Annotated in this window: 26 protein-coding genes and 1 tRNA gene; 11 read left to right on the top strand and 16 right to left on the bottom strand. The window is 67.8% G+C overall.

The window, feature by feature from the left end; genetic code table 11:
• The first annotated feature begins 339 nt into the window (after positions 1–339).
• The 5 genes from AC3WON_RS24435 to AC3WON_RS24415 all read left to right on the top strand — a co-directional run bounded on the left by AC3WON_RS24435 (position 340) and on the right by AC3WON_RS24415 (position 1,869).
• On the top strand, positions 340–825 hold the full coding sequence (locus tag AC3WON_RS24435) for a lecithin retinol acyltransferase family protein (RefSeq protein WP_492352903.1): 486 nt from the start codon (positions 340–342) through the stop codon (positions 823–825).
• A gap of 34 nt (positions 826–859) precedes the next feature.
• Positions 860–1,090 carry a hypothetical protein gene (locus AC3WON_RS24430; protein WP_492352902.1) on the top strand — a complete coding sequence of 77 codons (231 nt, stop codon included), beginning with the start codon at positions 860–862 and terminating at the stop codon, positions 1,088–1,090.
• A 62-nt stretch (positions 1,091–1,152) separates the two neighbouring features.
• A tRNA-Arg gene (locus tag AC3WON_RS24425) sits at positions 1,153–1,227 on the top strand.
• Between the two features lie 164 nt (positions 1,228–1,391).
• Entirely contained in the window at positions 1,392–1,601 is a 210-nt protein-coding gene (locus AC3WON_RS24420) for a hypothetical protein (RefSeq protein WP_035816994.1), read from the top strand.
• 31 nt (positions 1,602–1,632) lie between these two features.
• Positions 1,633–1,869: a hypothetical protein gene (locus AC3WON_RS24415; RefSeq protein ID WP_492352901.1), complete on the top strand. Its 237-nt coding sequence runs from the start codon at positions 1,633–1,635 to the stop codon at positions 1,867–1,869.
• 29 nt (positions 1,870–1,898) lie between these two features.
• Here the strand turns inward: AC3WON_RS24415 and AC3WON_RS24410 are convergent, their stop codons facing one another.
• From AC3WON_RS24410 to AC3WON_RS24400, 3 genes are all read right to left on the bottom strand, one after another.
• A complete protein-coding gene (locus AC3WON_RS24410; RefSeq protein WP_492319787.1) occupies positions 1,899–2,270 on the bottom strand; it encodes a helix-turn-helix domain-containing protein in 372 nt (123 codons plus the stop codon).
• 5 nt (positions 2,271–2,275) lie between these two features.
• A complete protein-coding gene (locus AC3WON_RS24405) occupies positions 2,276–2,578 on the bottom strand; it encodes a type II toxin-antitoxin system HigB family toxin (protein WP_492319788.1) in 303 nt (100 codons plus the stop codon).
• Between the two features lie 76 nt (positions 2,579–2,654).
• A complete protein-coding gene (locus AC3WON_RS24400; protein WP_492319789.1) occupies positions 2,655–2,987 on the bottom strand; it encodes a DMT family transporter in 333 nt (110 codons plus the stop codon).
• 257 nt (positions 2,988–3,244) lie between these two features.
• Between AC3WON_RS24400 and AC3WON_RS24395 the strand changes: the two genes are divergently transcribed.
• Positions 3,245–3,754, top strand: a complete 510-nt coding sequence (locus AC3WON_RS24395) for a hypothetical protein (RefSeq protein ID WP_492352905.1) — start codon at positions 3,245–3,247, stop codon at positions 3,752–3,754.
• A 9-nt stretch (positions 3,755–3,763) separates the two neighbouring features.
• Here AC3WON_RS24395 and AC3WON_RS24390 read toward each other — a convergent pair whose 3' ends face one another.
• Positions 3,764–4,942 (bottom strand): benzoate/H(+) symporter BenE family transporter, encoded by a 1,179-nt coding sequence (locus AC3WON_RS24390; protein ID WP_492352900.1) that lies wholly within the window; start codon positions 4,940–4,942, stop codon positions 3,764–3,766.
• Positions 4,943–5,275: 333 nt separating this feature from the next.
• On the opposite strand from AC3WON_RS24390, the gene AC3WON_RS24385 reads away from it, so the two are divergent.
• Positions 5,276–7,207 carry an ATP-binding cassette domain-containing protein gene (locus AC3WON_RS24385; RefSeq protein ID WP_492319792.1) on the top strand — a complete coding sequence of 644 codons (1,932 nt, stop codon included), beginning with the start codon at positions 5,276–5,278 and terminating at the stop codon, positions 7,205–7,207.
• A 19-nt stretch (positions 7,208–7,226) separates the two neighbouring features.
• Here AC3WON_RS24385 and AC3WON_RS24380 read toward each other — a convergent pair whose 3' ends face one another.
• Entirely contained in the window at positions 7,227–7,370 is a 144-nt protein-coding gene (locus AC3WON_RS24380; protein ID WP_492352906.1) for a hypothetical protein, read from the bottom strand.
• A complete protein-coding gene (locus tag AC3WON_RS24375; RefSeq protein WP_492319793.1) occupies positions 7,367–8,578 on the bottom strand; it encodes an MFS transporter in 1,212 nt (403 codons plus the stop codon). The genes AC3WON_RS24380 and AC3WON_RS24375 overlap by 4 nt, the downstream gene beginning before the upstream one ends.
• A 347-nt stretch (positions 8,579–8,925) precedes the next feature.
• Between AC3WON_RS24375 and AC3WON_RS24370 the strand changes: the two genes are divergently transcribed.
• From AC3WON_RS24370 to parC, 3 genes are all read left to right on the top strand, one after another.
• On the top strand, positions 8,926–10,917 hold the full coding sequence (locus AC3WON_RS24370; protein ID WP_492352899.1) for a DNA topoisomerase IV subunit B: 1,992 nt from the start codon (positions 8,926–8,928) through the stop codon (positions 10,915–10,917).
• A 107-nt stretch (positions 10,918–11,024) separates the two neighbouring features.
• On the top strand, positions 11,025–11,822 hold the full coding sequence (locus tag AC3WON_RS24365; protein WP_492352898.1) for a lytic transglycosylase domain-containing protein: 798 nt from the start codon (positions 11,025–11,027) through the stop codon (positions 11,820–11,822).
• Between the two features lie 72 nt (positions 11,823–11,894).
• Positions 11,895–14,234 carry a DNA topoisomerase IV subunit A gene (gene parC, locus AC3WON_RS24360; protein WP_492319796.1) on the top strand — a complete coding sequence of 780 codons (2,340 nt, stop codon included), beginning with the start codon at positions 11,895–11,897 and terminating at the stop codon, positions 14,232–14,234.
• A gap of 69 nt (positions 14,235–14,303) precedes the next feature.
• Here the strand turns inward: parC and AC3WON_RS24355 are convergent, their stop codons facing one another.
• Positions 14,304–16,133 carry an ABC transporter ATP-binding protein gene (locus AC3WON_RS24355; protein ID WP_492352897.1) on the bottom strand — a complete coding sequence of 610 codons (1,830 nt, stop codon included), beginning with the start codon at positions 16,131–16,133 and terminating at the stop codon, positions 14,304–14,306.
• A 162-nt stretch (positions 16,134–16,295) separates the two neighbouring features.
• Positions 16,296–17,978 carry an L-lactate permease gene (locus AC3WON_RS24350; RefSeq protein WP_439670816.1) on the bottom strand — a complete coding sequence of 561 codons (1,683 nt, stop codon included), beginning with the start codon at positions 17,976–17,978 and terminating at the stop codon, positions 16,296–16,298.
• A 414-nt stretch (positions 17,979–18,392) separates the two neighbouring features.
• Here AC3WON_RS24350 and AC3WON_RS24345 point away from each other — a divergent pair, with 414 nt between their 5' ends.
• Positions 18,393–19,046: a LysE family translocator gene (locus AC3WON_RS24345; protein WP_492319798.1), complete on the top strand. Its 654-nt coding sequence runs from the start codon at positions 18,393–18,395 to the stop codon at positions 19,044–19,046.
• Between the two features lie 34 nt (positions 19,047–19,080).
• Here AC3WON_RS24345 and AC3WON_RS24340 read toward each other — a convergent pair whose 3' ends face one another.
• Genes AC3WON_RS24340 through AC3WON_RS24305 form a run of 8 tightly spaced genes read right to left on the bottom strand, consistent with a single transcriptional unit; the run spans position 19,081 to position 24,900 of the window.
• A complete protein-coding gene (locus tag AC3WON_RS24340) occupies positions 19,081–19,725 on the bottom strand; it encodes a glutathione S-transferase family protein (RefSeq protein WP_492319799.1) in 645 nt (214 codons plus the stop codon).
• 31 nt (positions 19,726–19,756) lie between these two features.
• Positions 19,757–20,947 carry an aminotransferase-like domain-containing protein gene (locus tag AC3WON_RS24335; RefSeq protein WP_492319800.1) on the bottom strand — a complete coding sequence of 397 codons (1,191 nt, stop codon included), beginning with the start codon at positions 20,945–20,947 and terminating at the stop codon, positions 19,757–19,759.
• Between the two features lie 53 nt (positions 20,948–21,000).
• Complete coding sequence (locus AC3WON_RS24330; RefSeq protein ID WP_010813560.1) at positions 21,001–21,330, bottom strand: DHCW motif cupin fold protein; 330 nt, start codon at positions 21,328–21,330, stop codon at positions 21,001–21,003.
• A 7-nt stretch (positions 21,331–21,337) separates the two neighbouring features.
• Positions 21,338–21,799, bottom strand: a complete 462-nt coding sequence (locus tag AC3WON_RS24325) for a RidA family protein (RefSeq protein ID WP_492352896.1) — start codon at positions 21,797–21,799, stop codon at positions 21,338–21,340.
• Positions 21,800–21,810: 11 nt separating this feature from the next.
• The gene (locus tag AC3WON_RS24320; RefSeq protein WP_492352904.1) at positions 21,811–22,791 is read right to left on the bottom strand and encodes a DMT family transporter; all 981 of its coding nucleotides are present in this window, start codon (positions 22,789–22,791) and stop codon (positions 21,811–21,813) included.
• Positions 22,792–22,837: 46 nt separating this feature from the next.
• Positions 22,838–23,476, bottom strand: coding sequence for a LysE family translocator (locus AC3WON_RS24315; protein WP_492352895.1), 639 nt, complete (start codon positions 23,474–23,476; stop codon positions 22,838–22,840).
• On the bottom strand, positions 23,476–24,189 hold the full coding sequence (locus tag AC3WON_RS24310; protein WP_492352894.1) for an alanyl-tRNA editing protein: 714 nt from the start codon (positions 24,187–24,189) through the stop codon (positions 23,476–23,478). Before AC3WON_RS24310 ends, AC3WON_RS24315 begins: the two co-directional genes overlap by 1 nt.
• Positions 24,190–24,222: 33 nt before the next feature.
• Entirely contained in the window at positions 24,223–24,900 is a 678-nt protein-coding gene (locus AC3WON_RS24305) for a VOC family protein (protein ID WP_492352893.1), read from the bottom strand.
• Positions 24,901–24,952: the final 52 nt, after the last annotated feature.

Raw genomic sequence — 24,952 nt, 5'->3', positions numbered from 1 at the left:
GGGCGGGGACAATGGGGCGCACCCCGGCAGTCCAGCCACGTTGGCCTTGACCCGACACCCGGCCAGCCAGTGTCGGGATGGACCCACCACAGCGCAAGCATCGCGCGATCCCTGCCGCCAGCCCGCCCAGGCCTCGCGGCGCGCGGCGAATGGTGGCTGCCAGCCAACAGAGTTGCCGCCACGCGGTTGGCTGCCATCCGACACTCGATCCCCTCCAAAACCCCCGGATTTCCGCCAAACCGTTGTCGGGCCGGGCCTCCCTGGTATTGGCATGGTTGATGCGGTTGGTCTGGCACGAAGCAGCAATGCCTGCAGCAACCAGACACACCGAGGCCAGCCATGAACATCCAGGAAGTACAAGAACGCGCTACCGGCAGCGACGATCGTTTCGCCGACCCGCTGCCGCTCGGCGCCCACCTGGTCACCGAACGCCACGGCTACGCCCATCATGGGATCTACGCCGGCGCCGGCCGCGTCATCCACTACGCCGGTTTCGCCCGCTCGCTGCAGGCCGCGCCGGTTGAAGAAACTACCCTCGAAGCCTTCGCCGCCGGATTCGGCATCGCCGTCAAGCCGGAACCCTGCGCCCGCTTCGCCGGCCGCCAGGCCGTCGAACGCGCCCGTTCCCGTGTGGGCGAAAATGCCTACCACTTGCTGACCAACAACTGTGAGCACTTCTGCTCCTGGTGCCTGTCCGGCGAAAGCCGCAGCGAACAGGTGGAAACATGCATGCGCCGCCCGCGCGCCGCGCTGCACATCGGCTGGCTGCTGCTGGGCGCGCTGCTGCAAGCCCAACTGGGCGGCCTGAACCTGGACCTCGCCTGAACCGCGCGGCCATCACCGAATCAAGGAGCCTGCCATGTCCGGACTGATCGACTGGGAACTGCGCTGCAACCTGCGCGGACAAGCCTGCCACCGCAGCTGCGCCACTGCCGCCGCCAACTGCGCCCGCGGCCGCCACCGGCCGGGGCGCCGCGCCCTGCGCCATGCCGGCCGGCCGACGCGCCTGCCGTCGTCCGGCCGCCTTGCCGGGCGAGGCCGCCGGGACGGGTTTGCCACTGCTGGCGAGCCGGGCCGGTGCGGATTTTGATATACTCCGGGCCGTCTCCAGGATCACCGCGCCCGCGGTTCCCGATCCTGACAGTCCTGTCCCTCGCCGTAGTTCAATGGATAGAACGAGCGCCTCCTAAGCGCTAGATACAGGTTCGATTCCTGTCGGCGGGACCAGTCCACAGTACCTTCTGCTGTGGTTCTCAGCAGTGCTTCCTCCCCAGCTCAATCCAGACATTCCCAGGAATTTCAGTCCAAGAGGATGACGCCAGCCTCGCCGTCGAGGGTCTGGATTGACAGGTGCTTCATGCTACGATCCTCCAAACTCCGGAGCGCTCGCCATGGAACTGAAATACAAAGGCCGAGAGATCTCGATCCAGGCCAAAAAGGACGCGAGCGGCCAGTGGGACTGGTCGTATGGCATCCGCGGTCACGGACACCGGCACAACACCGGGGCGCTTGCTCCCACGGAATCGGTCGCGATCGATAACGCCTATGCGTCCGCGAAACGGGAGATTGACCAGGCCACTTCAGGCGACGCCAACGACTGACACTTCCTGAATGCCACTAGTGGAGAAAGACATGGATCTCCAAGGGTTCACGTATTACCGCGACCACTGGTATGAAGCATCGGCAACGTCCCTTGGCGTTGGCGGCCCCTGGCAAGGTGAGGTGACCATCTGCGCGAAAGCGGCGGATGGAGCGCCACTCAAGGTCTTCGATCACCATCTTGTTCCGGGCCAGTTCTTCAGCGAAGGCGAGGCATGGCAGCATGCCTCGAACTGGGCCAGGAAGCAGATCGATGCGCGCTTTGGCTAGCACGCGCGCCAGTCGCGCTGCGCCAGGGCTTATGCCGCGCTGCATTCGGCGATCAGCACGTTCGCGGGAATCTTCAGGTCACGGTGCAGCCGCCGGATCATGGCCAGACTCAGCGCGCGCTTGCCATTCAGCACTTCATATACGCGGTTGAGGTTACCCAGGTACGGTTGCATGTCGCGTGGCGTGAGGCCTGCTTGCTCCATGCGAAAGCGGATCGCGGCGATCGGATCCGGCAGGTCCATCGGAAAGTGCCCGGCTTCATACCGTTCCACCAGCATGGAGAGGATTTCCAGCTTGTCGCCCTCAGGCGTGTCGGGCGCCGGGTCTGCATCGACCAGGGCGGAGACCGCGGCCAGCGCTTCCTGGTAGTCGGCTTCAGTGTGCAGGGGGCGGATATCCATGGTGATCACTCCATTTCCACGGTGGCGGCGTCAATGCGGTCATAGTCGAGATGGGTGCCGATGAACTTCACGTAGACGACGCCCAACCGGTATGCGACAGCGACGATAAGCCGGTACTTGTTCCCGCCGAGATTGAAGACCACGCGGTTGTTGCCAACGAAGCTGGCACTGGCGTAGCGCGCCTTGATGTCCCTGGGCGCGGTCCAGGCCGCGCAGCGGGCTTCTTCATGCCAGGCAAGCAGCGGTTGCCTGGCTTCGGGGTGGAACTTGCTGAACTGAAGCAAAGACCTCTTCGCTATGATTCGCATATGGGCAATGCTAGTCCCAAAATGGGACTGCGGCAAGAGTGGATGAGGGGTCAGCCACTGCCGAGCATACCTACGATCAATGCGCGCTAGTCTTCGAAAACAGCTGAATGACGGCGACGCCGGTAATAATCAGACCAATCCCGGCGCAAGCCGCCAGGTCCGGCACCTGCCGGTACAGCACCACCGCGATCAGTGACACCAGTACGATCCCGGCCCCGCTCCAGATCGCATAGGCAATTCCCACCGGCACTGTCCGCATCACCAGCATCAGCAAATAGAACGCCGCCACATAGCCGGTCACGACCAGCACGCTGGGGACCAGCCGCGTAAAGCCCTGCGACGCCTTCAGGCTGCTGGTGGCGATGACTTCGGCGACGATGGCGAGGGCGAGGAGCAGGTATCCGTTCATGGAGTACAAGTGGGTTGGCCGAAACGGGCCGAAGCCGGCATCTTAGCGCTCCCGCATGTTGCGCCAAAGCCGCGTCCCTCCGTTGCGGTGGTTGTGCAAAGCGGTGATGGAGGATTGAATGTGGCTATAACGACGAAAGCAAGCGGGCGCATGGCCGGCCCGCGGCACAAGTCCTATAAGGCAGTCGCGGTAGTTGGCCCGACCAAGCCGGCACGAACCCAACGATGCCGGCGGCGGGCATGGGTAAGGGGAGCGGTATGCATCACAATGGCATCGACGGCACGTCCGCCGGGACGTCTTCGCAGCCCGGGGACGGGGAGCCCGCGCCGGACGCGAATCCGTGGCAGGACACCATCGCCGCGGCGGACCAAGCACTGGAAGAGGCTTCGCGCATCCAACGCGGCGTGCAGCACAACCTGAAACTGTTGCAGGAGGTGCGGTCGCTGCGCGAAGAGCTGCGCAAGGCCCATGCGGAGGTCGATCGCTACCGGGCCATGCATGCCCGGGTGGTGGTCAGCATGCGTCAGCTGGACGAAGACCATGTGGGGGAAATGAGCCGGCTCCAGGCGGCGAACGAGATGCTGCAGGTGCGCCATCGCGTCTACAAGCTGATGGCCGAGCACTACGCGCGCGCGGCGTTGAACCTGGATCCGGAAACCTTCGCGGCCCACCGCGACCGCGTGCTGCAGCATATCTTGTTCCAGCGCCGCAGGGGCGCATCGTCCGACGATATCGGCTACGCGGACGTGGCTTTCCTGATGCTCTAGCGGCGATGCTCAGGCGGCGCGCCGGCGCAGCACGTGGAACGCCAGCAGGCCGCCCACCACGCCCCAGAACGCAGAGCCGACACCCGCCAGGGTCATGCCGGACGCCGTGATCATGAAGGTCAGCAGCGCGGCTTCGCGCTCGGCCGGGATTTGCATGGCCACGGTCAGGCCGTTGGCGATCGAGCCCATCAGCGCGAACGCGGTCACGCCCACCACCAGCGCTTGCGGAAAGGCCGCAAACAGCGCCGCGATGCTGGCCGCCAGCGTGCCCGCGACCAGGTAGCCCACGCCGCAGACCACGGCCGCGGTATAGCGGCGGTTGCGGTCGGGGTCGGCCTGCGGGCCGGTGCAGATGGCGGCAGTGATCGCCGCCAGGTTGACGCCGTGCGAGCCGAACGGCGCCAGCACGGCCGAGGTCAGGCCGGTGAGCGAGATCAGGCGCGAGGCCGGCACGTGGTAGCCGTCGGCTTGCAGCACGGCCAGCCCGGGGATGTTCTGCGAGGCCAGCGCCACGATGAACAGCGGGACCGCCATGCTGACCAAGGCCGACAGCGAGAAGGCCGGCGTGGTCCACACCGGCACCGCCAATGCCAGCCGCACCCCCGAGAAATCGAGCTGGCCGAGCGCGCCGGCGACTACCGCCCCGGTCAGCAGCACCCCTGGCACCGCATAGGCCGGCCACAGGCGCCGCCCGAGCAGGTAGGCGGCGAACATCGCCAGCAGCAGCACGGTCTGGTGCTGCGCCTGCACGAACACATCCACGCTGATGCGGAACAGGATGCCGGCCAGCAGGGCTGACGCGATGCTGGCGGGCAGGGCGCGCATCAGCTTGTCAAACCAGCCGGTCATGCCGGCCGCGGCCATCATCAGCCCGGCCAGCAGGAAGGCGCCGATGGCTTCCGCGTAGGGCACGCCGGGCAGGCTGGCGATCAGCAGCGCCGCGCCGGGCGTGGACCAGGCCACCACGATCGGCACGCGCAGCGCCAACGACAGGCCGATGGTGGTGATTCCCATGCCCATCGACAGCGCCCAGATCCAGGACGAAATCTGGGCATCGGTCAGGTGGGCGGCGTGGCCGGCCTGGATCATCAGCACCAGCGAACTGGTATAGCCGGTGAGCGTGGCGACCAGCCCGGCGACCAGCGCGGACACGGACAGGTCGGACAATTTCAGTGAAGCGGTGGTCATGAGGGTGGCAGCAGGCCATTGGCACGGCCGACATCTTCGCATGAGTGCCTTGGCCGTACCAATTTGCCGCGGCGGCGTCCAGAAATCGCGGTTGACGGGGCTTTCCCTTACGGACTTTTCCGACTGGAGCGGGCAGGGGGGCGTTGTTATGCTGGCTTCGTGCCTTGCGAGCAGGGCACCGAGGAGAGACTCTTGGGCCCGCAGTGCGCGGGCCCTTCTTTTTTGGGGCCAGCCTTGGCCCGGCCCCGGTCGTCTACAATGCGGGCTGCCGTGCCACGCCAGCCCTGGCTGCCAGGCCGTCCCTCCTTTCTCTCGTCGTCTCGTCTTTCTCCCATGGCCCTGTTTTCCATTACCGACGCCCAGCTTGCCTTCGGGCACGTGGCCCTGCTCGATCACACCGACTTTTCGCTGGAGGCCGGCGAGCGCGTGGGTTTGATCGGGCGCAACGGTTCGGGCAAGTCCTCGCTGCTGAAGATCGTGGCGGGGCTGTCGGCGCCCGACGATGGGCTGATCGCGCGCCAGAGCGGCGTGACCAGCGCCTACGTGCCGCAGGAGCCGCAGTTCGAGGCGGGCATCACCGTGTTCGACGCCGTCTCGCAGGGCATGGGCGATGCGCACGACTTGCTGGTGCGCTACGAGGCCGCCGCCGACCGCGTCGCCGAGAACCACGACGACGAAGCCGCGCTGGCCGAATTGCACCGGCTGCAGTCCGAGTTGGACGCCGCCGATGCCTGGCAGCTGCGCACCCGCGTGGAAACCACGCTGGCGCGCCTGGGGCTGGATTCGCACACGCGCGTCGAGGCACTGTCCGGTGGCCTGCAGAAACGCGTGGCGCTGGCGCAGGCGCTGGTGGCCGAGCCCGACATCCTGCTGCTGGACGAGCCCACCAACCACCTCGACGTGGAAGCGATCCGCTGGCTGGAAGACCTGCTGCTGGGCTTCCGCGGCAGCGTGCTGCTGATCACCCACGACCGCGCCTTCCTCGACCGCGTCGCCACCCGCATCATCGAACTGGACCGCGGCCGGCTGGTGTCCTTCCCCGGCAACTTCGCCGCCTACCAGGCGCGCAAGGAAGAGATGCTGGCGGCGGAGCAGGTCGAGCAGGCCAAGTTCGACAAGCTGCTGGCGCAGGAAGAGGTGTGGATCCGCAAGGGGGTGGAGGCGCGCCGCACGCGCAGCGTGTCGCGCATCCAGCGCCTGGTGGCGATGCGCAACGAGCGCGCCGCGCGCCGTGAAGTCCAGGGCAACGTCAAGCTGGAGGTGTCGCAGGCCGACCGCTCCGGCAAGATCGTGGCCGAGCTGACCGACGTCAGCAAGGCCTATGGCGACAAAGTGGTGGTGCGCGACTTCACCGCCACCATCATGCGCGGCGACAAGGTCGGCCTGATCGGTCCCAACGGCGCCGGCAAGACCACGCTGCTGCGGTTGATCCTGGGCGAACTGGCGCCGGACAGCGGCACCGTGCGCAACGGCAGCAACCTGCAGGTGGCGTACTTCGACCAGATGCGCACCGCGCTGGATCTGGAGCGCTCGCTGGCCGACACCATCAGCCCGGGCAGCGACTGGGTCGAGGTCAACGGCCAGCGCAAGCATGTGATGAGCTACCTGGGCGACTTCCTGTTCGCGCCGGAGCGCGCGCGTTCGCCGGTCAAGTCGCTGTCAGGCGGCGAGCGCAACCGGCTGCTGCTGGCGCGCCTGTTTGCGCGCCCGGCCAATGTGCTGGTGCTGGACGAGCCGACCAACGATCTCGACATCGATACGCTGGAACTGCTGGAAGAACTGCTGCAGGACTATGGCGGCACCGTGTTCCTGGTCTCGCACGACCGCGCCTTCCTGGACAACGTGGTGACCTCGACCCTGGCCGCCGAGGGCGGTGGCGTGTGGCGCGAATCGGTGGGCGGGTATTCCGACTGGGTCGAGCAGTCGGCCCGCAGCGCGGCGCTGCAGGCGGCGCGCAAGCCGGAGCAGAAGGCGGCAGAGCCGGCAAAGGGCAAAGATTCGCGCGAGGCGCGCGGCGCCAATCGTACGGTCAAGCTGTCGTACAAGGAGCAGCGCGAACTGGACGGCCTGCCGGAGCGCATTGCCGCGCTGGAAACCGAGCAGAAGACGATCTCGGCGCAGCTCGCGGACGGCTCGCTCTATGTCAGCGATGCGCCCAAGGCCGCGCAGCTGGGCACGCGGCACGATGAGATCGAGATGGAACTGCTGGAAGCGCTGGAGCGCTGGGAAGTGCTGGAGGCGAAGTCGAAGGGCGAGGGGGCCTGAGGGTCGGGCAAGCCGGCCCTCACCCGCACCACGCCAGCACCATATTGGTCAGGTCGACCATGAACCCCGGCCGCAGGTAACCCACGAACCCAAGCGCCAGCACCCCGGCCAGCACCGCCAGCCCGCCTGCCTTCATCACGCGCGCCTGGGTCGTGCTCATCATGCCGCCGCCGGCTGCACGCGCACCAGCGCCTGCTCGCGGATCGGCAGGTTCACCAGCGCGGCCACCACGCCCAGCGCGATCGCGATCAGCCACACCGTGTTGTAGCCGCCGGTACGGTCGTAGAGGAAGCCGCCCAGCCAGGCCCCCAGGAAACTGCCGATCTGGTGCGAGAAGAACACCACGCCCGACAGCATCGACAGGTATTTCACGCCGAACACCTGGGCGATGATGCCGTTGGTCAGCGGCACCGTGGACAGCCACAGGAAGCCCATGACCGCCGCGAACACCCAGGTGCTGGCCACCGTCAGCGGCAGCAGCAGGTAGCCGGCGATCACCACCGAACGCGTCACGTAGATGGCGGACAGCAGGTAGCGCTTGGGCAGGCGCTGCCCCAGCGCGCCGGCGGTATAGGTGCCGAATACATTGAACAGCCCGATCAGCGCCAGCGCCACGACGGCGACTTTCGGGTCAGTCAGGCCCTGGTCCTTCAGGTAGGGCGCCAGGTGCACGCCGATAAACACCACCTGGAAGCCGCATACGAAGTAGCCCAGTGTCAGCAGCTGGAAGTTGCGGTTGCCGAAGGCTTCATGCACGGCCTGGCCGATGGTCTGGTGGTGGCCGCCGGTGTGGGCCGCTTCGCGCGGCTCGCGCAGCGTCAGCGCCAGCGGCAGCATCACGCAGGCCATCAGCGCCATTACATAGAGGGCGTTCTGCCAGCCCAGCCCGGAGATCAGGCCCTGTTCCACCGGGATCATCAGGAACTGGCCGAAGGAGCCGGCCGCGGCGGCGATGCCCATGGCCCAGACCCGCTTCTCGGGGCTGGCCACGCGGCCGATCACGCCGTAGACGATGCTGTAGGTGGTGCCGGACTGGGCGATGCCGATCATCACGCCGGCACCGGTGGCAAAGGCGGTGCCGCTGGTGGCCAGCGCCATCACCACCAGCCCGGCCACGTACAGCCCCACGCCGACCAGCATGATGCGCAGCGCGCCGAACTTGTCGGCCAGCGCCCCGGCAAAGGGCTGGCTGGCGCCCCACATCAGGTTCTGCAGCGCCAGCGCGAAAGCGAAGGTCTCGCGGTTCCAGCCATGGGCCTGGGTGATCGGCAGGTTGAACAGGCCGAAGCCGTGCCGGATGCCCATTGAAAGGGTCACGAGCAGCCCACCGCACACAAGTACGGTGGTCAGGGAGAGTTGTCGGTTCTGCATGTCTTGGCTCGATGTGCGGCAGTCCCGCCGGGTAAGCGCGGTGCCGACAGGGATTGTGTGTGCTTGTTGTTGCCCGTGCCGGGACGGCAATCGGGCTTGCCGGGGCCGGGTGCTGGCGAGTTTACTCCGGCTCGGGAAAACGCGTACGGCGCTGCCCGCGCTGCCGGCGCCCTGGCAAAAAGTGGCGGCGGCCCGGCAAACCGGCGCCAGCGCGGGTCGGCAGGCCAAGCGCTTTTTTGGCGGGATTGCCGTCGCCCGCTTCCATTACAATGCAGTGCCCGGTGCCCCGGCGCGTGCACAGTTGTGCGCCTCATGGCAGCCGGGACCATCACTTTCGTAGCGACTCCATGGCGAGCAAAACCAGTCAGTACAGCGAATCTTCCATCCGGGTCCTGAAGGGCCTGGAGCCGGTCAAGCAGCGTCCCGGCATGTACACCCGGACCGACAACCCCCTGCATATCGTGCAGGAGGTGATCGACAACGCCTCGGACGAGGCCCTCGGCGGCCACGGCTCCGAGATCCTGGTGACCCTGCATCGCGACGGCAGCCTCAGCGTGGAGGACGACGGCCGCGGCATCCCGGTGGGCATCCACCCGGAAGAAGGCGTGCCGGTGGTCGAGATCGTCTTCACCCGGCTGCACGCCGGCGGCAAGTTCGACAAGGGCAAGGGCGGCGCCTATGCCTTCTCGGGCGGCCTGCACGGCGTGGGCGTGTCGGTGACCAATGCCTTGTCGACGCAGCTGGACGTGACCGTGTGGCGCGACAGCATGTGCTCGACGCTGACCTTCTCCGGCGGCGACGTGACCGTGCCGCTGGCCTCGCGCAAGATCGAGCGGGGCGAGAAGAAGAGCGGCACCCGCGTGCAGGTGTGGCCGGACGCCAGGTATTTCGACTCGGCCGCGATCCCGCTGGCCGAGCTGCAGCGCCTGCTGCGCAGCAAGGCGGTGCTGCTGCCGGGCGTCAAGGTCACGCTGGTGACCGAGAAGACCGGCGAGCGCCAGACCTGGCAGTACGACCAGGGCCTGAAGGGCTACCTGGTCGAGGCGCTGGCGCAGGGCAGCGGCGCGGAATTGGTGATCCCGATGTTCGAGGGCGAGCACTTCGCCGACCCCGACGCCAATCCCGGCGAAGAAGGCTTTGCCGACGGCGAAGGCGCCTCCTGGGTGGTGGCATGGACCGAAGACGGCGCGCCGGTGCGCGAGTCCTACGTCAACCTGATCCCGACGCCGGCCGGCGGCACGCATGAATCCGGCCTGCGCGAAGGGCTGTTCCAGGCGGTCAAGAGCTTTATCGAGATGCACGCGCTGCAGCCCAAGGGCGTCAAGCTGATGAGCGAAGACGTGTTTGCGCGCGCCTCGTTCGTGCTCTCGGCCAAGGTGCTGGATCCGCAGTTCCAGGGCCAGATCAAGGAACGCCTGAACAGCCGCGACGCGGTGCGGCTGGTCTCCACCTTCAGCCGCCCGGCGCTGGAGCTGTGGCTGAACCACCATGTCGAGTACGGCAAGAAGCTGGCCGAGCTGGTGATCCGCCAGGCTCAGGCGCGCACGCGCGCGGCGCAGAAGGTCGAAAAGAAAAAAGGCTCCGGCGTGGCCGTGCTGCCCGGCAAGCTGACCGATTGCGAGTCCACCGACGTGACCCGCAACGAACTGTTCCTGGTCGAGGGCGACTCGGCCGGCGGCTCGGCCAAGATGGGCCGCGACAAGGAGTTCCAGGCCATCCTGCCGCTGCGCGGCAAGGTGCTCAATACCTGGGAGACCGAGCGCGACCGCCTCTTTGCCAACAACGAAGTGCACGACATCGCGGTGGCGATCGGCGTGGACCCGCACGGCGCCAACGACGAGCCCGACCTGTCCAACCTGCGCTACGGCAAGATCTGCATCCTGTCCGACGCGGATGTGGACGGCGCGCATATCCAGGTGCTGCTGCTGACGTTGTTCTTCCGCCACTTCCCCAAGCTGATCGAGACCGGCAACGTCTGTGTGGCGCGTCCGCCGCTGTTCCGCGTCGATGCGCCCGCGCGCGGCAAGAAGCCGGCGCAGAAGCTGTACGCGCTGGACGAAGGCGAGCTGCTGGCCATCCAGGACAAGCTGCTCAAGGACGGCGTCAAGGAAAACTCGTGGCAGATTTCCCGCTTCAAGGGCCTGGGCGAAATGAGCGCCGAGCAGCTCTGGGAAACCACCATGAACCCCGACACGCGGCGCTTGCTGCCCGTGTCGCTGGGCGAATACGACCTGCCGCAGACCGTCGAGATGATGAATATGCTGATGGGCAAGGGCGAGGCCGCACAGCGCCGCAGCTGGCTGGAAGAGAAGGGCAACGAGGTCGAGGCCGATATCTGAGCGATACCTGAGCGGAAAGCGGCGGCCGGTGATTGGGTAGATAATCGCCCAGTCTGCCTGGCCGTCATTCCCGACGGCCGCCAACGGACAGTAATCTGGAACGCACGATGACGACGAGAACTCCCGGCAAACCATGGCGCAAGGCGGCGGCAGCCGTCGTGGCGCTGGCCGGGTTCGCCTTCGTGCCGGCGGCGCATGCCGAGCTGTGGGGCTTTATCGATGCCGACGGCGTGGCGCATTTTGCCGACCAGAAGCTGGACGCGCGCTACAAGCTGTTCATGAAGGACGGCGGCAAGCTGGATACCGCGCGCCTGGCGGCGCGGCAATCGCAGGCGGCCGCTGGCGCGGACATCGACCTGGAGCAGCACAAGCTGTACCGCTACGTCGTCAACCATCCCAATATCAAGACCGTCGAACCGTTGATCCACCAGATCGCCGGCAAGCAGGATGTCGATCCCGCGCTGGTCAAGGCGGTGATGGCGGTCGAGTCGGGCTTCAACCCGGGCGCGGTGTCGCCCAAGGGCGCGATCGGCCTGATGCAGGTGATCCCCGACACCGGCGCGCGCTTTGGCGTGAGCGCCGATGCGCGCCGAAGCATCGAGCAGAAGCTGGCCGATCCACGCACCAATATCACCGCGGGCGTGCGCTACCTGAGCTGGCTGATGCAGCTGTTCCCGAACAACCTGGAGCTGGTGCTGGCTGCCTATAACGCCGGCGAGGGCGCGGTGCAGCGCTACAACAACCGCATTCCGCCTTACCCGGAGACCCGGCAGTATGTCAGCACCGTGCTGCAGTTTTACCGGCTGTACCAGCCGCAGCAGGGCGCGGTGCTCAAGCGCGCCAGCGCCAGCGCGGACGGCCCGCGCGTGAAGATGGTCATCGGCGGGCGCCGCCCCATGCCCTGACCGGCATACCCGAACAACAAGCAACCCGGCGCGCCGGCAGTTCAACGTGGCGCGCCGAATTCTTGCCTACCCATGGAACAACAAGACATCACGTTTCAACCTGAAGAGCCGGCCGATTCGCTGACGCTGGCGCGCTACGCCGAGCGCGCCTACCTGGACTACGCCGTCAGCGTGGTCAAGGGCCGCGCGCTGCCCGAGGTGGCCGACGGCCAGAAGCCGGTGCAGCGCCGCATCCTGTTCGCGATGCACGAGATGGGCCTGCGCGCCGACGCCAAGCCGGTCAAGTCCGCGCGCGTGGTCGGCGATGTGCTGGGCAAGTTCCACCCGCATGGCGACCAGTCCGCCTATGACGCGCTGGTGCGCCTGGCGCAGGACTTCTCGCTGCGCTACCCGCTGATCGACGGCCAGGGCAACTTCGGCTCGCGCGATGGCGACGGCGCGGCGGCGATGCGCTACACCGAAGCGCGCCTGACGCCGATCTCGCGGCTGCTGCTCGATGAGATCGATGAAGGCACGGTCGATTTCGCCCCCAACTACGACGGCTCGATGCAGGAGCCCAGGCTGCTGCCGGCGCGGCTGCCGTTCGTGCTGCTCAACGGCGCCTCGGGCATCGCGGTGGGCATGGCGACCGAGATCCCGCCGCATAACCTGCGCGAAGTCGCCGCGGCCACCGTGGCGATGATCCGCAATCCCAATATCACGCTGGCCGAGCTGCTGGCGCTGATGCCGGGGCCGGACTATCCGGGCGGCGGCCAGATCATCTCGCCGGCGTCCGATATCGCCCAGATCTACGAGGGCGGCCGCGGCAGCCTGAAGGTGCGCGCGCGCTGGACCATCGAGGAGATGGCGCGCGGCCAGTGGCAGCTGGTGGTGACCGAGCTGCCGCCGAACACCTCGGCGCAGAAGGTGCTGGAAGAGATCGAGGAAATCACCAACCCCAAGATCAAGACCGGCAAGAAGGCGCTGACGCAGGACCAGCAGCAGCTCAAGGCCACCGTGCTGGCGGTGCTGGACGCGGTGCGCGACGAATCGGGCAAGGATGCGCCGGTGCGGCTGGTGTTCGAGCCCAAGAGCAAGAACGTCGGCCAGCAGGAGTTCATCCATACGCTGCTGGCGCATACCAGCCTGGAGTCGGGCGCGCCGATCAACCTGGTGATGATCGGCACCGACGGGCGCCCGCGCCAGAAGGGCCTGCGCGAGATCCTGTCGGAGTGGATCGCGTTCCGCTTCGAAACCGTCACGCGCCGCACGCGCCACCGCCTGGGCAAGGTCGAGGACCGCATCCATATCCTCGAAGGCCGGATGCTGGTGCTGCTCAATATCGACGAGGTGATCCGCATCATCCGCGAGAGCGACGAGCCCAAGCCGGCGCTGATCGAGGCCTTCGGCCTGAGCGACCGCCAGGCCGAGGACATCCTGGAAATCCGGCTGCGCCAGCTGGCGCGCCTGGAAGCGATCCGGATCGAGAAGGAACTGAAGGAACTGCGCGAGGAACAGGCCGACCTGGACGTGCTGCTCAAGTCCGAGACCATGATGCGCCGCCGCATCATCAAGGAGATCGAGACCGACGCCAAGCAATACAGCCCGGAAGACAAGGACCCGCGCCGCACGCTGATCCAGGAAGAGCGCCGCGCCGCGGCCGAAGTGCGCGTGATCGACGAGCCGGTGACGGTGGTGATGTCGCAGAAGGGCTGGGTGCGCACGCGCCAGGGCCATGGCCACGATGCGCAGCAGTTCACCTTCAAGGCCGGCGACGCGCTCTACGGCACCTTCGAATGCCGTACCGTCGACGTGCTGCTGGTGTTCGGCACCAACGGCCGGGTCTATTCCGTGCCGGTCGCCAGCCTGCCTGGCGGGCGCGGCGACGGGGTGCCCATCACCACGCTGATCGAGTTGCAGTCCGGCAGCCAGGTCGCGCACACCTTTGCCGGCAGCGCGGAGCAGCGCATGCTGATCGCCACCGCGGGCGGCAATGGCTTCCAGACCAGGGTCGGTGACATGATCAGCCGGCAGAAGGGCGGCAAGTCGTTCCTGACGCTCGATGACGGCGACACGCCGCTGGCGCCGGCGCCGATCGGCGACGAGGCCACGCATGTGGCCTGCCTGTCCGGCAACGGCCGCCTGCTGCTGGTGGGGCTGGACGAGGTCAAGGTGCTGTCGGCCGGCGGGCGTGGCGTCATCCTGATCGAGCTGGAACCCAAGGAGAAGCTGCTGCAGGCAGTGGGCGTGGGCGCCCCGGGGCTGATGCTCTCGGGCGCGGGGCGCGGAGGCAAGCCGACCTCGCAGAAGCTGGCAGGCGTGGCCTTGCAGGCCTACGTGGGCAAGCGCGCGCGCAAGGGCAAGGCGATCGAGGCCAAGCTCAAGGAGCCGCGCATCGATCCGGTGCGCGTGGAGCCGCCGGCTGGCAACTGAGTGCCCTACCGGTTTGCTCCCCTCTCCTGCTTGCGGGAGAGGGGAGCCCCCAATCTGGCGGGCAATATCTCAATCCACTCCCACAAATCCCCCGGTCTGATGCGCCCACAGCCGCGCATACAGCCCGCCGTGCGCCAGCAATTGCGCGTGCGTGCCGCTTTCCACGATATGGCCGTTGTCCAGCACCACCAGCCGGTCCATGCGCGCAATCGTCGACAGCCGGTGGGCGATGGCGATCACGGTCTTGTCCTGCATCAGCGTTTCCAGGCTTTCCTGGATTGCCGCTTCCACCTCCGAATCCAGCGCCGAGGTGGCTTCGTCCAGGATCAGGATCGGCGCGTTCTTGAGCAGCACGCGCGCGATGGCAATGCGCTGGCGCTGGCCGCCTGACAGCTTCACGCCGCGCTCGCCGACCTGCGCCTCCAGCCCGGTATTGCCGTGGGCGTCGACCAGGTGCGGGGTGAATTCGTCGGCGCGGGCGCGGTGCAGGGCTTGCTGCAGTTCAGCCTCGGTACTGGAGGGCTTGCCGTAGAGCAGGTTCTCGCGGATCGACCGGTGCAGCAGCGAGGTGTCCTGCGTGACCATGCCGATCTGTGCGCGCAGGCTTTCCTGCGTGACCGCGGCGATGTCCTGGCCGTCGATCAGGATGCGGCCGCGCTCGACGTCGTAGAGTCGCAGCAGCAGGTTGACCAGCGTCGACTTGCCGGCGCCGGAGGGGCCGACCAGCCCGATCTTCTCGCCCGGGCGCACCGTCAGGTCCACGCCTTCGATGACGCCTGAGCCCTTGCCGTAGTGGAATCCCACCTGCTCGAAGCGGACCTCGCCATGGGTGACGCGCAACGGCTTCGCGTCGGCGCGGTCGGTCACCACGCGCGGCACGACAATCGTCTTCATGCCGTCCTGCACCTGGCCGACGTTTTCGAAGATGCCGTTGACCACCCACATGATCCAGCCGGACATATTGTTGATGCGGATCACCAGCCCGGTGGTGAGCGCAATCGCGCCGGTGGTGACGTGCCCCTCGCTCCACAGCCACAGGGCCAGCCCCGTGGTGCCGGCAATCAGCGCGCCGTTCATGGCGGTGATGGTGATGTCCATGCCGCTGATCATGCGTCCGGCCAGCCGCGACTTCTCGGTCTGCTCGGACATGGCGTCGCGCGCATAGTCTTCCTCGTGACGGGTGTGGGCGAACAGCTTGAGTGTGGTGATATTGGTGTAGCCGTCGACGATGCGCCCCATCAGGCGCGAGCGCGACTCCGTGGCCACCACCGAGCGCTGCTTCACGCGCGGCACGAAATGGAGCAGGGCAGCCACATAGCAGACGATCCACAGCAGCAGCGGTATCATCAGCCGCAAGTCGGCCTGTGCGAACAGCACCAGCGAGCTGACCGCATAGATCACCACGTGCCAGATCGCGTCCACCGCCTGCACCGCGGAATCGCGCAGCGAGTAGCCGGTCTGCATGATGCGCTGCGCGATGCGCCCGGCAAAGTCGTTCTGGAAGAACGACAGGCTCTGCTTGAGCACGTAGCGGTGGTTCTGCCAGCGGATCAGGTTGGCCAGCCCGGGGTTGATGACCTGGTGCACCAGCACATCGTGCAGCCCGAAAAAGATGGGACGCAGCAGCAGCGCCACCACCGCCATCCACAGCAGTTCATTGCGATGCCGGCTGAAGAACTCCGCGCCCGGCGTGGTCTGGGCCATGTCGACCAGCCGGCCGAGGAAGCTGAACAGCGCCACCTCGATCAGCGCGCCGACCAGGCCCACCAGCAACAGCAGCGCGAACACGCCCCACACTTCGCGCAGGTACCAGGCATAGAAGCGCCAGACCTGGCCGGGCGGCTCGTGGTCGGGCATGCCCCGGAAGGGGTCGATCAGTCTTTCCAGGCGACGCAACATGGCAGGTTTCCCGTTGTGCCCGGCGCACCCCGGCGTCTTCGTGGGAGGTGGGGGCGCGCGTGCGGCGGATCAGACACAACATGATACGCGCCTTGCACAATGGAAAAGCCCCGCCAGGGGGCGGGGCCTTGTCAGAACCGCAGCGCGGAAACTTCTGAATGGTCAGGGGTGGTGGATCACCATATGCGTGAACGGCGGCACATAGGCCTGCAGTGTCACGAACAGGCCCACCAGGATCGCCAGCACGATCGAGTGGAAGAACACATAGCGCAGGATGTCGCCTTCGTGGCCGTACCACTTGGTCGCGGTCGAGGCCACCACGATGGATTGCGCATCGATCATCTTGCCCATCACGCCGCCCGAGCTGTTGGCCGAGGCCATCAGCACCGGCGACAGGCCCAGCTGCTCCGCCGTGGTCTTCTGCAGGCCGCCGAACAGCACGTTCGAGGCCGTGTCCGAACCGGTCAGCGCCACGCCCAGCCAGCCCAGCATGGTGCCGAACAGCGGGTAGAACACGCCGGTGTGGGCGAAGGCCAGGCCCAGCGTGGCATCCAGGCCCGAGTAGCGGGTCAGGTAGCCGACGCCGAACATCGCGCAGATGGTCAGCAGCGAGTAGCGCACCAGCTTGATGGTTTCCCAGTATTCCTTGAACAGGCGCGGCACCGAGTAGCCCATCAGCAGGCCGCCGGCGATGGCCGAGACAAAGATGCCGGTGCCGGCCATCGACAGCACGTTGAAGTTGAAGACCGCGCCTTCGATGACTTCCTTGGGCACGACCGGCGGCACCTTGACGATGGCCTTGTCCAGCCCCGGGATCGGGAATTTCCACGCCCACAGGCTATCCATCAGCTTCTTGAACTCGGGGACGCCCCAGACAAAGACGAACACGGTCAGGATCACCCACGGCATCCAGGCCTTGGCCACCGAGATGCCGGCCGAGGCGGCGCTGGCGCGGGCATCGGCTTCCAGCGCTTCGGGATGGTCGACCTTGGAGTCGTCGTGGCGGCCCAGGATCCTGGTCGAGGTCCAGATCTCCTTCGGATGCCAGACCTTCAGGAACAGCGTCAGCGAGCCCATCGACACCAGCGCGGCGATCACGTCCACCAGCCACGGTCCGTGGTAGTTCGACACCAGGAACTGCGGGATCGCAAAGCTCACGCCCGCCACCAGGATCGCCGGCCAGATCGCCAGCATGCCGCGGAAGCCGGCAAAAGCCCAGATCAGCCAGAACGGCACGATCACCGAGAAGAACGGCAGCTGGCGGCCGATCATGGCCGACAGGTCGAGCAGGTCCAGCCCGGTCACCGACGCCAGGCCGATGATCGGGGCGCCCAGCGCGCCGTAGGCCACCGGCGCGGTGTTGGCGATCAGCGCCAGGCCCGAGGCGGCCAGCGGCGAGAAGCCCAGGCCGATCAGGATGGCGCCGGTCACGGCCACCGGCGTGCCGAAGCCGGCCGCGCCCTCGAAGAAGGCGCCGAAGCTGAACGCCACCAGCAGCAGCTGCAGGCGGCGGTCCTCGGTGATGCCGGAGATCGAGTTCTGCAAGACTTTGAATGACCCGTTAAGGGTTGTCAGCCGGTGCAGGAAGATGATGTTCAGCACGATCCAGCCGATCGGGAACAGCCCGGACACGATGCCCAGCCCCGCTGCCTTGCCGGCCATTGCCGCCGGCATGCCGAACACCGTGGAGGCGACCACGATGCCGATCAGCAATGCCAGCCCCGCCGCCAGGTGGGCCTGCATATGAAAGAACGCCAGCGCTGCCAGCAGCACGGCGACGGGAATGCCCGCGGCAATGGTCGACAGCGCCATATTGCCTAGCGGGTCATAGACTTGACTCCACACGATCGATGTCCTCCTCAGGTTGGCTCAGGCGCCGGGACGATCTGCGTGCCCTCGGCGCCGTGCATGCGCTTTGCACCGGCGAACGGCATCCGCCGCGCGCGGGAAAGAACCAGCGATTGTAGGAACGGGTTCCGTGTTCGCTGTCGTATATTGCGTCATGCCTGGCATGAGCCACATTCAGGGATCAGGGTTTCCCTGGGGGGGCTTGCGGCGCACGTGGTGCCTTCCAGGCACTCAGGCCAGAGTACTCTAAACGGCGCCTGTTGCAAAAGCCTGCGTGCCTGCCACCGGCTTGCATGACCGGCCCGGCAGCCATGCCGGGACTGGCGCAAGCGCCGGCGCTCGGCGCATACTGGCGGGCGTCATGCCGCGGGCGCGCTGCCGCCCGCATCCAACCATTGAATGAGGCTGCCCATGACCGAATTCCTTCCCCCCTGGCCTTTGCTGACCGCATTCGTGCTGGCCAGCCTGGCGCTGGCCATCACGCCCGGCCCGGCCGTGGTCTATATCGTCACGCGCACGCTGGCGCAGGGCCGGCAGGCCGGGCTGGCCTCGATCGGCGCGGTGGCGCTGGGCAACCTGGGCAACGCGATCGGCGCCTCGCTTGGGCTGGCGGTGCTGTTCTCGGTATCGGCGCTGGCGTTTTCGGTGGTCAAGTACGCGGGGGCGGCCTACCTGATCTGGCTGGGCATCCGCGCCTTGCGTGGCGGCGCCGCGGCGGCTGACGGCGGCACGGTTGAAGTAGCGCCACGCAGCCTGCGCCAGGTGGTGCGCGACGGCTTCGTGGTGGCACTGCTCAATCCCAAGACCGCGATCTTCTTTGCTGCTTTCCTGCCGCAGTTCATGAACCCGGCAGGCTCGGCGCTGACGCAGAGCCTGGCACTGGGCGTGGCCTTCGTGCTGATCGCCGCGACCACGGACGCCTGCTACGTGATGGCCGCCGCCGCGGTGATGCCGGCACTGCGCCGCGCCGGCAGGGCGCGAGCGCTCGGCCGCTACCTGACCGGCGCGGCGTTTATCGGGCTGGGGGTTTTTACCGCGGCGTCGGGCTCGCGCGCGGCGAAGTAAGGCAGGACGGCAGGAAAGAAAAAACTGCCGCGGCTCAGCGCAGCGGCAGTTCCAGGATGCCGTCCGCGGCGGGGCGGGCGCGCATCGCGCTCAACCAGCGCTCCAGGTTGGGGCGCGGCTGGTGCTTGAGCGGCAGCCCCATCCAGCGGTGCGCGGCGCAGGCCAGCGAGATGTCGGCCATGGTGAAGCGGTCGCCGCCGATGAACTCGCGCCCGGTCAGCGCCTTGTCCAGCAGCGCGGCCAGCGGCTCGGTGCGCTCGCACGATGCCTTGATGGCAGCCTCGTCGCGCTCCGCCTTTGGCTTGCGCACCAGGTTCAGGAACGCCGTCACCATGGCCGGGCTGAAGGCGGTGGTCTGCCAGTCCATCCAGCGGTCGGCCGAGGCGCGTGCCTTGACGTCCTCGGGCCACAGCGTGCCTTCGCCGTAGCGCGCGCACAGGTACCGCACGATCGCATTGGATTCCCACAGCACGAAGGGCTCGCCGCCGACATCGGTGCCGCGGAAATCCTCGATCACGGGGATCTGGCGGTTCGGGTTCAGGCGCACATAGGCCTCGGTGTCGAGGTCGCCCTTGGTCACGCCGATATCCACGCGCTCATGGTCCAGGTGCAGCTCGCGCGCGCACCAGACCACTTTCTGCACGTTGATGGAGGAGAGTCGGCCCCAGATACGCAACATTTCGGCTCCAGTGGTGATGCGCGCCCGGGCTTCAGGCCGCGCGCGGTTGCCTGGCGGCGGCCGCGGCGATGGCTTCGCGGAACAGCTCGCCAAGGATGGCCACGCCCTGCTCGATGCGCTCGGCCGACACCGTGACGAAGGCCAGGCGCAGCGCGTTGCGCTTCGGGTTGCTGGCGTAGAACGGCGCGCCCGGCACATAGGCCACGTTGCGCTTCACGGCTTCTTCCAGGATCACCATGCTGTCCAGGCCCTCGGGCAGCTCCATCCAGATGAACATGCCGCCTTCGGGCGCGTTCCAGGTCACGCCCTCGGGCATATGGCGCTTGAGCGCGTCCAGCATGTACTGGCACTGCTTGCCGTAGAGCTCGCGGATGGTCGGGATATGCGTGTCGAGCAGGCCGTCGCGGATGGTCTCGTAGGCCACGCGCTGGGTGAAGGTCGGCGTGTGCAGGTCAGACGCCTGCTTGGCCTGGCACAGCTTGAAGTGCAGCTCGGGCGGGGCGATCACGTAGCCCAGGCGCATGCCGGGGGCCAGGATCTTCGAGAACGAACCCATGTAGATCACGCCGTCCGGGTTCATCGACAGCAGGCTGGGCAGCTGGTCGCCGGTGTAGCTGAGCGCGCCGTAGGGATCGTCCTCGACCAGCAGCACGCCCTGTTCCTTGGCGCGGGCCACCAGCGCTTCGCGGCGTTCCAGCGGCAGGCGGCGCCCGGTCGGGTTCTGGAAGTTGGGCAGGGCGTACAGGAAGCGCGCGCCGGCGGTCAGCTCGGGCGTCAGCGCCTCGGGCAGCAGGCCCTTGTCGTCGCTGGGGATCGAGACGAACTCAGGTTCGAACAGCGAGAACGCCTGCAGCGCGCCGAGGTAGCTGGGGGTTTCCACCAGCACCTTGCTGCCCGGGTCGATCATCACCTTGGCGATCAGGTCCAGTGCCTGCTGCGAGCCGGTGGTGATCAGCACGCGCTCGACCGGCGCGCCATGGCGCCTGGCGACGAACTCGCGCAGCGGCAGGTAGCCTTCGGTCGCGGCGTATTGCAGCGCCGCCTGCGGGTTGTCGGCGAATACGCGGGCCGTCGCTGCCTCCATGGCCGCTACCGGGAACGAGGCCGGCGACGGCAGGCCGCCGGCGAACGAAATGACTTCCGGACGCTCGGTGACCTTCAGGATTTCGCGGATGGCCGAGCTGGTCAGTTGCTGTGCCCGGCGGGAGATGGCCCATTTCATGATGTGTCTCTTGTGGTCTGGGGGAGTTCTGGGCTGAGCGGCAAGCCTGCCGCTCAGTCAACGATAAATAGTCGTGCGCCCTTCGGCGAGGACGAACGGTGCGCTTCCGCCTGGTCGGCTACCTGGTAGCTGGTGCCCGCGCCGAGCACGAACTGCCGGCCGTCTTCCAGCTCGGTATGGAGCTCGCCGTCCAGCACGAACAGGATATGGCCCTTGCTGCACCAGTGGTCGGCCAGGTAGCCCGGCGAATATTCGACCATGCGCACGCGGATGTCGCCGAACTGGCGCGTGCGCCAGGTGGCCTCGCCCTGCTCGCCGGGGTGGCGGGTCGGCGCGATGGCCGACCAGTCGGTGGTGCCGAAGGGCAGGTTGTCGATGCGCATGCGGGCCTCAGGCCGCCTTCACTTCGGCGATCATCTCGATCTCGACGCAGGCGCCCAGCGGGACCTGCGCCACGCCGAAGGCGCTGCGCGCATGCTTGCCGTTGTCGCCGAACACTTCGGCCAAAAGCTCCGAGGCGCCGTTGGTGACCAGGTGCTGCTCGGTGAATTCGGGAGTCGAGTTGACCAGGCTCATCACCTTGACGATGCGGGTAACGCGGTTCAGGTCGCCCACATGCGCGTGCAGCGTGGCCAGCAGGTCGATGGCGATCGCGCGCGCTGCGGCCTTGCCGGACTCGGTGTCGATGTCCTTGCCCAGCTTGCCGGTCCATACCTTGCCTTCCTTGCGGGCGATATGGCCCGACAGGAATACGGTGTTGCCGGTTTGCGCGGCCATTACATAGGCGGCGGCGGGGGCGTTGACGGCCGGCAGTTCGATGCCGAGGCGGGCAAGGGTGTCGTAGACGGACATGTAGGCTCCAGTCAGTGAATGCGTCCAGGGAGGATCGGTGGCGTTTCCGGGGCGGGGGCGGGTGCGCTTTGCTGCACGGCGGCGCGGCGGCCGAGGGCCACGACGGCGATCACCGCCACCGCGAAGGCGATGGTGGGGGCGTCAAGCGGCTCGGCCAGGATCAGCGCACCGCCCGCCAGCGTCAGGAACGGCTGCAGCAATTGTATCTGGCCGACGCGCGCCACGCCGCCTTTTGCGAGGCCGGCGTACCAGAAAAGGAAGCCGACAAACATCGAGAACACCGACACATAGGCCATGCCGCCCCAGGCGCGCGGCGACGCCGCGGCAATCGCCGGCAGGTCGCGCAGGGTCAGCCAGGCCACCACCGGCACCAGCGTCGGCAGCGATACCACCAGCGCCCAGCTGATGGTTTCCAGCCCGCCCAGCTCGCGCGACAGCTTGCCGCCCTCGGCATAGCCCAGCGCGCCCAGCACCACGGCGGCGAACAGGTACCAGTCCGCATGCTGCAGGCCGCCGGCACCCTGCCAGACGGCAAAGCCCACCACCAGCGCGCTGCCGGCCACGGCCGACAGCCAGAACGCCGGCGACGGCCGCTCGCGCCCGAACCAGGCGGCGAATACCGCGGTCGCCAGCGGCAGCAGGCCGATCACGATGGCGCCGTGGCTGGCCGGCACCTCGCGCATCGCCAGCGAAGAAAACAGCGGGAAACCTGCCACCACGCCCAGCGCGGTCACGGCCAGCCGCGGCCACTGGCCGCCGCGCGGGCGGCGGCTGGCGGACAGCGCGCCGCGCCAGGCCAGCAGCGCCAGCGCCAGCAGCGCGGCCAGCACGGCGCGCGCCAGTGCCACAAAGATCGGGTCCAGTTCGGCCACCGCCATGCGCGTGAACGGCAGCGTCTGGCTGAAGATCGCCACGCCGACAAAGCCGAGCAGCATGCCGCCGGAGGCCGGCGGGGCAGACGTCAGTGGCGAAGCGGGGCGGCTGGCGGGCATGCTCGGGGTCTTGGTTGTCATCGGCTCGGAATCGGATCGCCGCGGGTCACTGCACGCCCGGGCTGGCGCTGACCGCAATCCACAGCGCGGTCAGCGCCAGCGCCGCGCCCATGGCGCGGTTGAACCAGCGCACGCGCTGCCCTTGCTGCAGCCATTGCCGCAACGACGCGCCCAGCACGCCGTACACGCCGTTGCTGACAAAGCCCAGCACGGCGAACACGCTGCACACCAGCAGCACGCGCTGCACCGGCGAGGGCGCGCCCGTCATGTAAGAGGCCGCGACCGCCAGCGCCAGCATCCACGCCTTGATGTTGGCGTACTGCAGCACCGCCGACTGCCACACGCTCAGCGGGCGCAGCACCTGCTTCTGCGCCAGCGCCGCGCTGCGCGCGATCTTCCACGCCAGCCACAGCAGGTAGGCCACGCCGGCCAGGTGCACGCCGGCGGCCAGCGCCGGCTGGCCCAGGACCAGCGCGCCCACGCCCAGCGCGCACAGCGCCAGGATGCTGGCAAAGCCGAAGGCCACGCCCACGCAGTGCGGCAGCGTGGCGCGCAGCCCGAAGTTGGCGCCGGTGACCGCGGCGATGGTGGTGTTGGGCCCGGGCGTGAACAGGCCCACCGTCAGCAGGGTCAGCAGGGCCAGGAACTGCGCGGCCGTCAGGCCGGTGAGCAAGCCGGACGCCATCACGCGAACGCGACCACCACGCGCCGGTTGGTGCGGCTCTTCTTCTCGATCTTGGTCACCACCACCGTGCCGATCTCGCTGGTGTTGGCCACGTGGGTGCCGCCGCAGGGCTGGCGGTCCACGCCGGGGATCTCGATGATGCGGATGCTGGCGGTGCCCGCCGGCGGCGCGGCGCCGATGGTGCGCACCAGCTCGGGCTGGGCGGCCAGTTCCTGCGGTGTGATCAGCGTGGTGCGCACCGCGGTGTTGGCGTGGATCAGCGCGTTCAGGCGCTCGGTCAGGTCGGCCTTGTCCAGGGTCGATTCCGGCAGGTCGAAGTCGACGCGCGCCGACTCCGGCGAGATGCCGCAGCCGGTCACCGGCACCGGGATCAGCGAGCCGAGCAGGTGCAGGCAGGTATGCAGCCGCATCAGCTTGTGGCGGCGCGCCCAGTCGATGGTCACGGTGACGCGCTCGCCCACGCGCGGCAGCGGCGCATCCGGTGCTGCCACATGCAGGATGCGGCTGCGGTCGTCGGCGTAGACAGTGTCGACGATGGCCACCGCGCGCCCGTCGGCCAGCGCCAGTATGGCGGTGTCGCCGGCCTGGCCGCCGCTGCGCGCGTAGCACACGGTTTCGTCGAGTTCGATCCCTTCGGCGCCGGCCGCCACCACGGTGGCGGTGCAGTGGCCAAGATAGGGGTCTTCGTCGAAGCGCTTGCGGGTGGCGGACATCGGGGTCTCCTGGTGGGCTTGTTCCGGGTGTGGCTAGCGCAGGGTGCGGATGCCCTGCGCGGTTTCGATTTCGGCGCTCAGTTCGGGCGGGCCCTCGGCCTGCTCGATGGCGATGAGGTGGTCGGCGCCCAGCCAGGCCAGCCCCTGGCGCAGCAGCTCGGCGCGCGGGTGGCGCCCGGACAGCCTGCGCAGCGCCAGGTCCTGCCGCGGCAGGCTGACGCCGGGGTAGCTGGCCACGTCCCACTGGATCAGGCTGGGCAGCAGGCCATCGCCGGCGCTGTCGGCTTCGCCCGGCCAGGCGGGCAGGCTGCCGTCCTCGGGCACGGTGATGCGCCAGTGCAGGCCGCCGCGGGTCATCGGGATGACCGGGGCGATGCGCTCCGGGTACTGCGCCTGCCACCGGCCCAGGTCGGCGGGGCGTTCCACGCGCGCGGCCCAGTGCAGCAGGAAGGGGCCGTCGCGCAGGCGCTGCTGCACGGCCTCGGTGTCCAGGCCGAACCAGCGCGCCCGGGCCGGTGCCGTTGCCGCCGGATCGACCGCGATCACTTCCAGGTAGACGCCGCCGAACATGCCCAGCACACGGTTGTGCGTGCCCATGGCCGTGTGCGCACCGCCGCCCTGGGGCGCAATGCCCAGCAGGCCGGCAACATGGTCCGTGCCGGCGTCCAGGTCGGGCGCGGCGATGACAAGGTGATCGAGGGCGAGCTTCATCTTGGCTTGATGGTAGACAAGGTAGTCGGTACAGTACCGGTACAGTTGAGCG

It is taken from the genome of Cupriavidus sp. FW305-46 (genome assembly GCF_058787075.1).
Note: the sequence above shows the minus strand (reverse complement) of the source record. Positions and strands in the feature narration are given on the sequence as shown.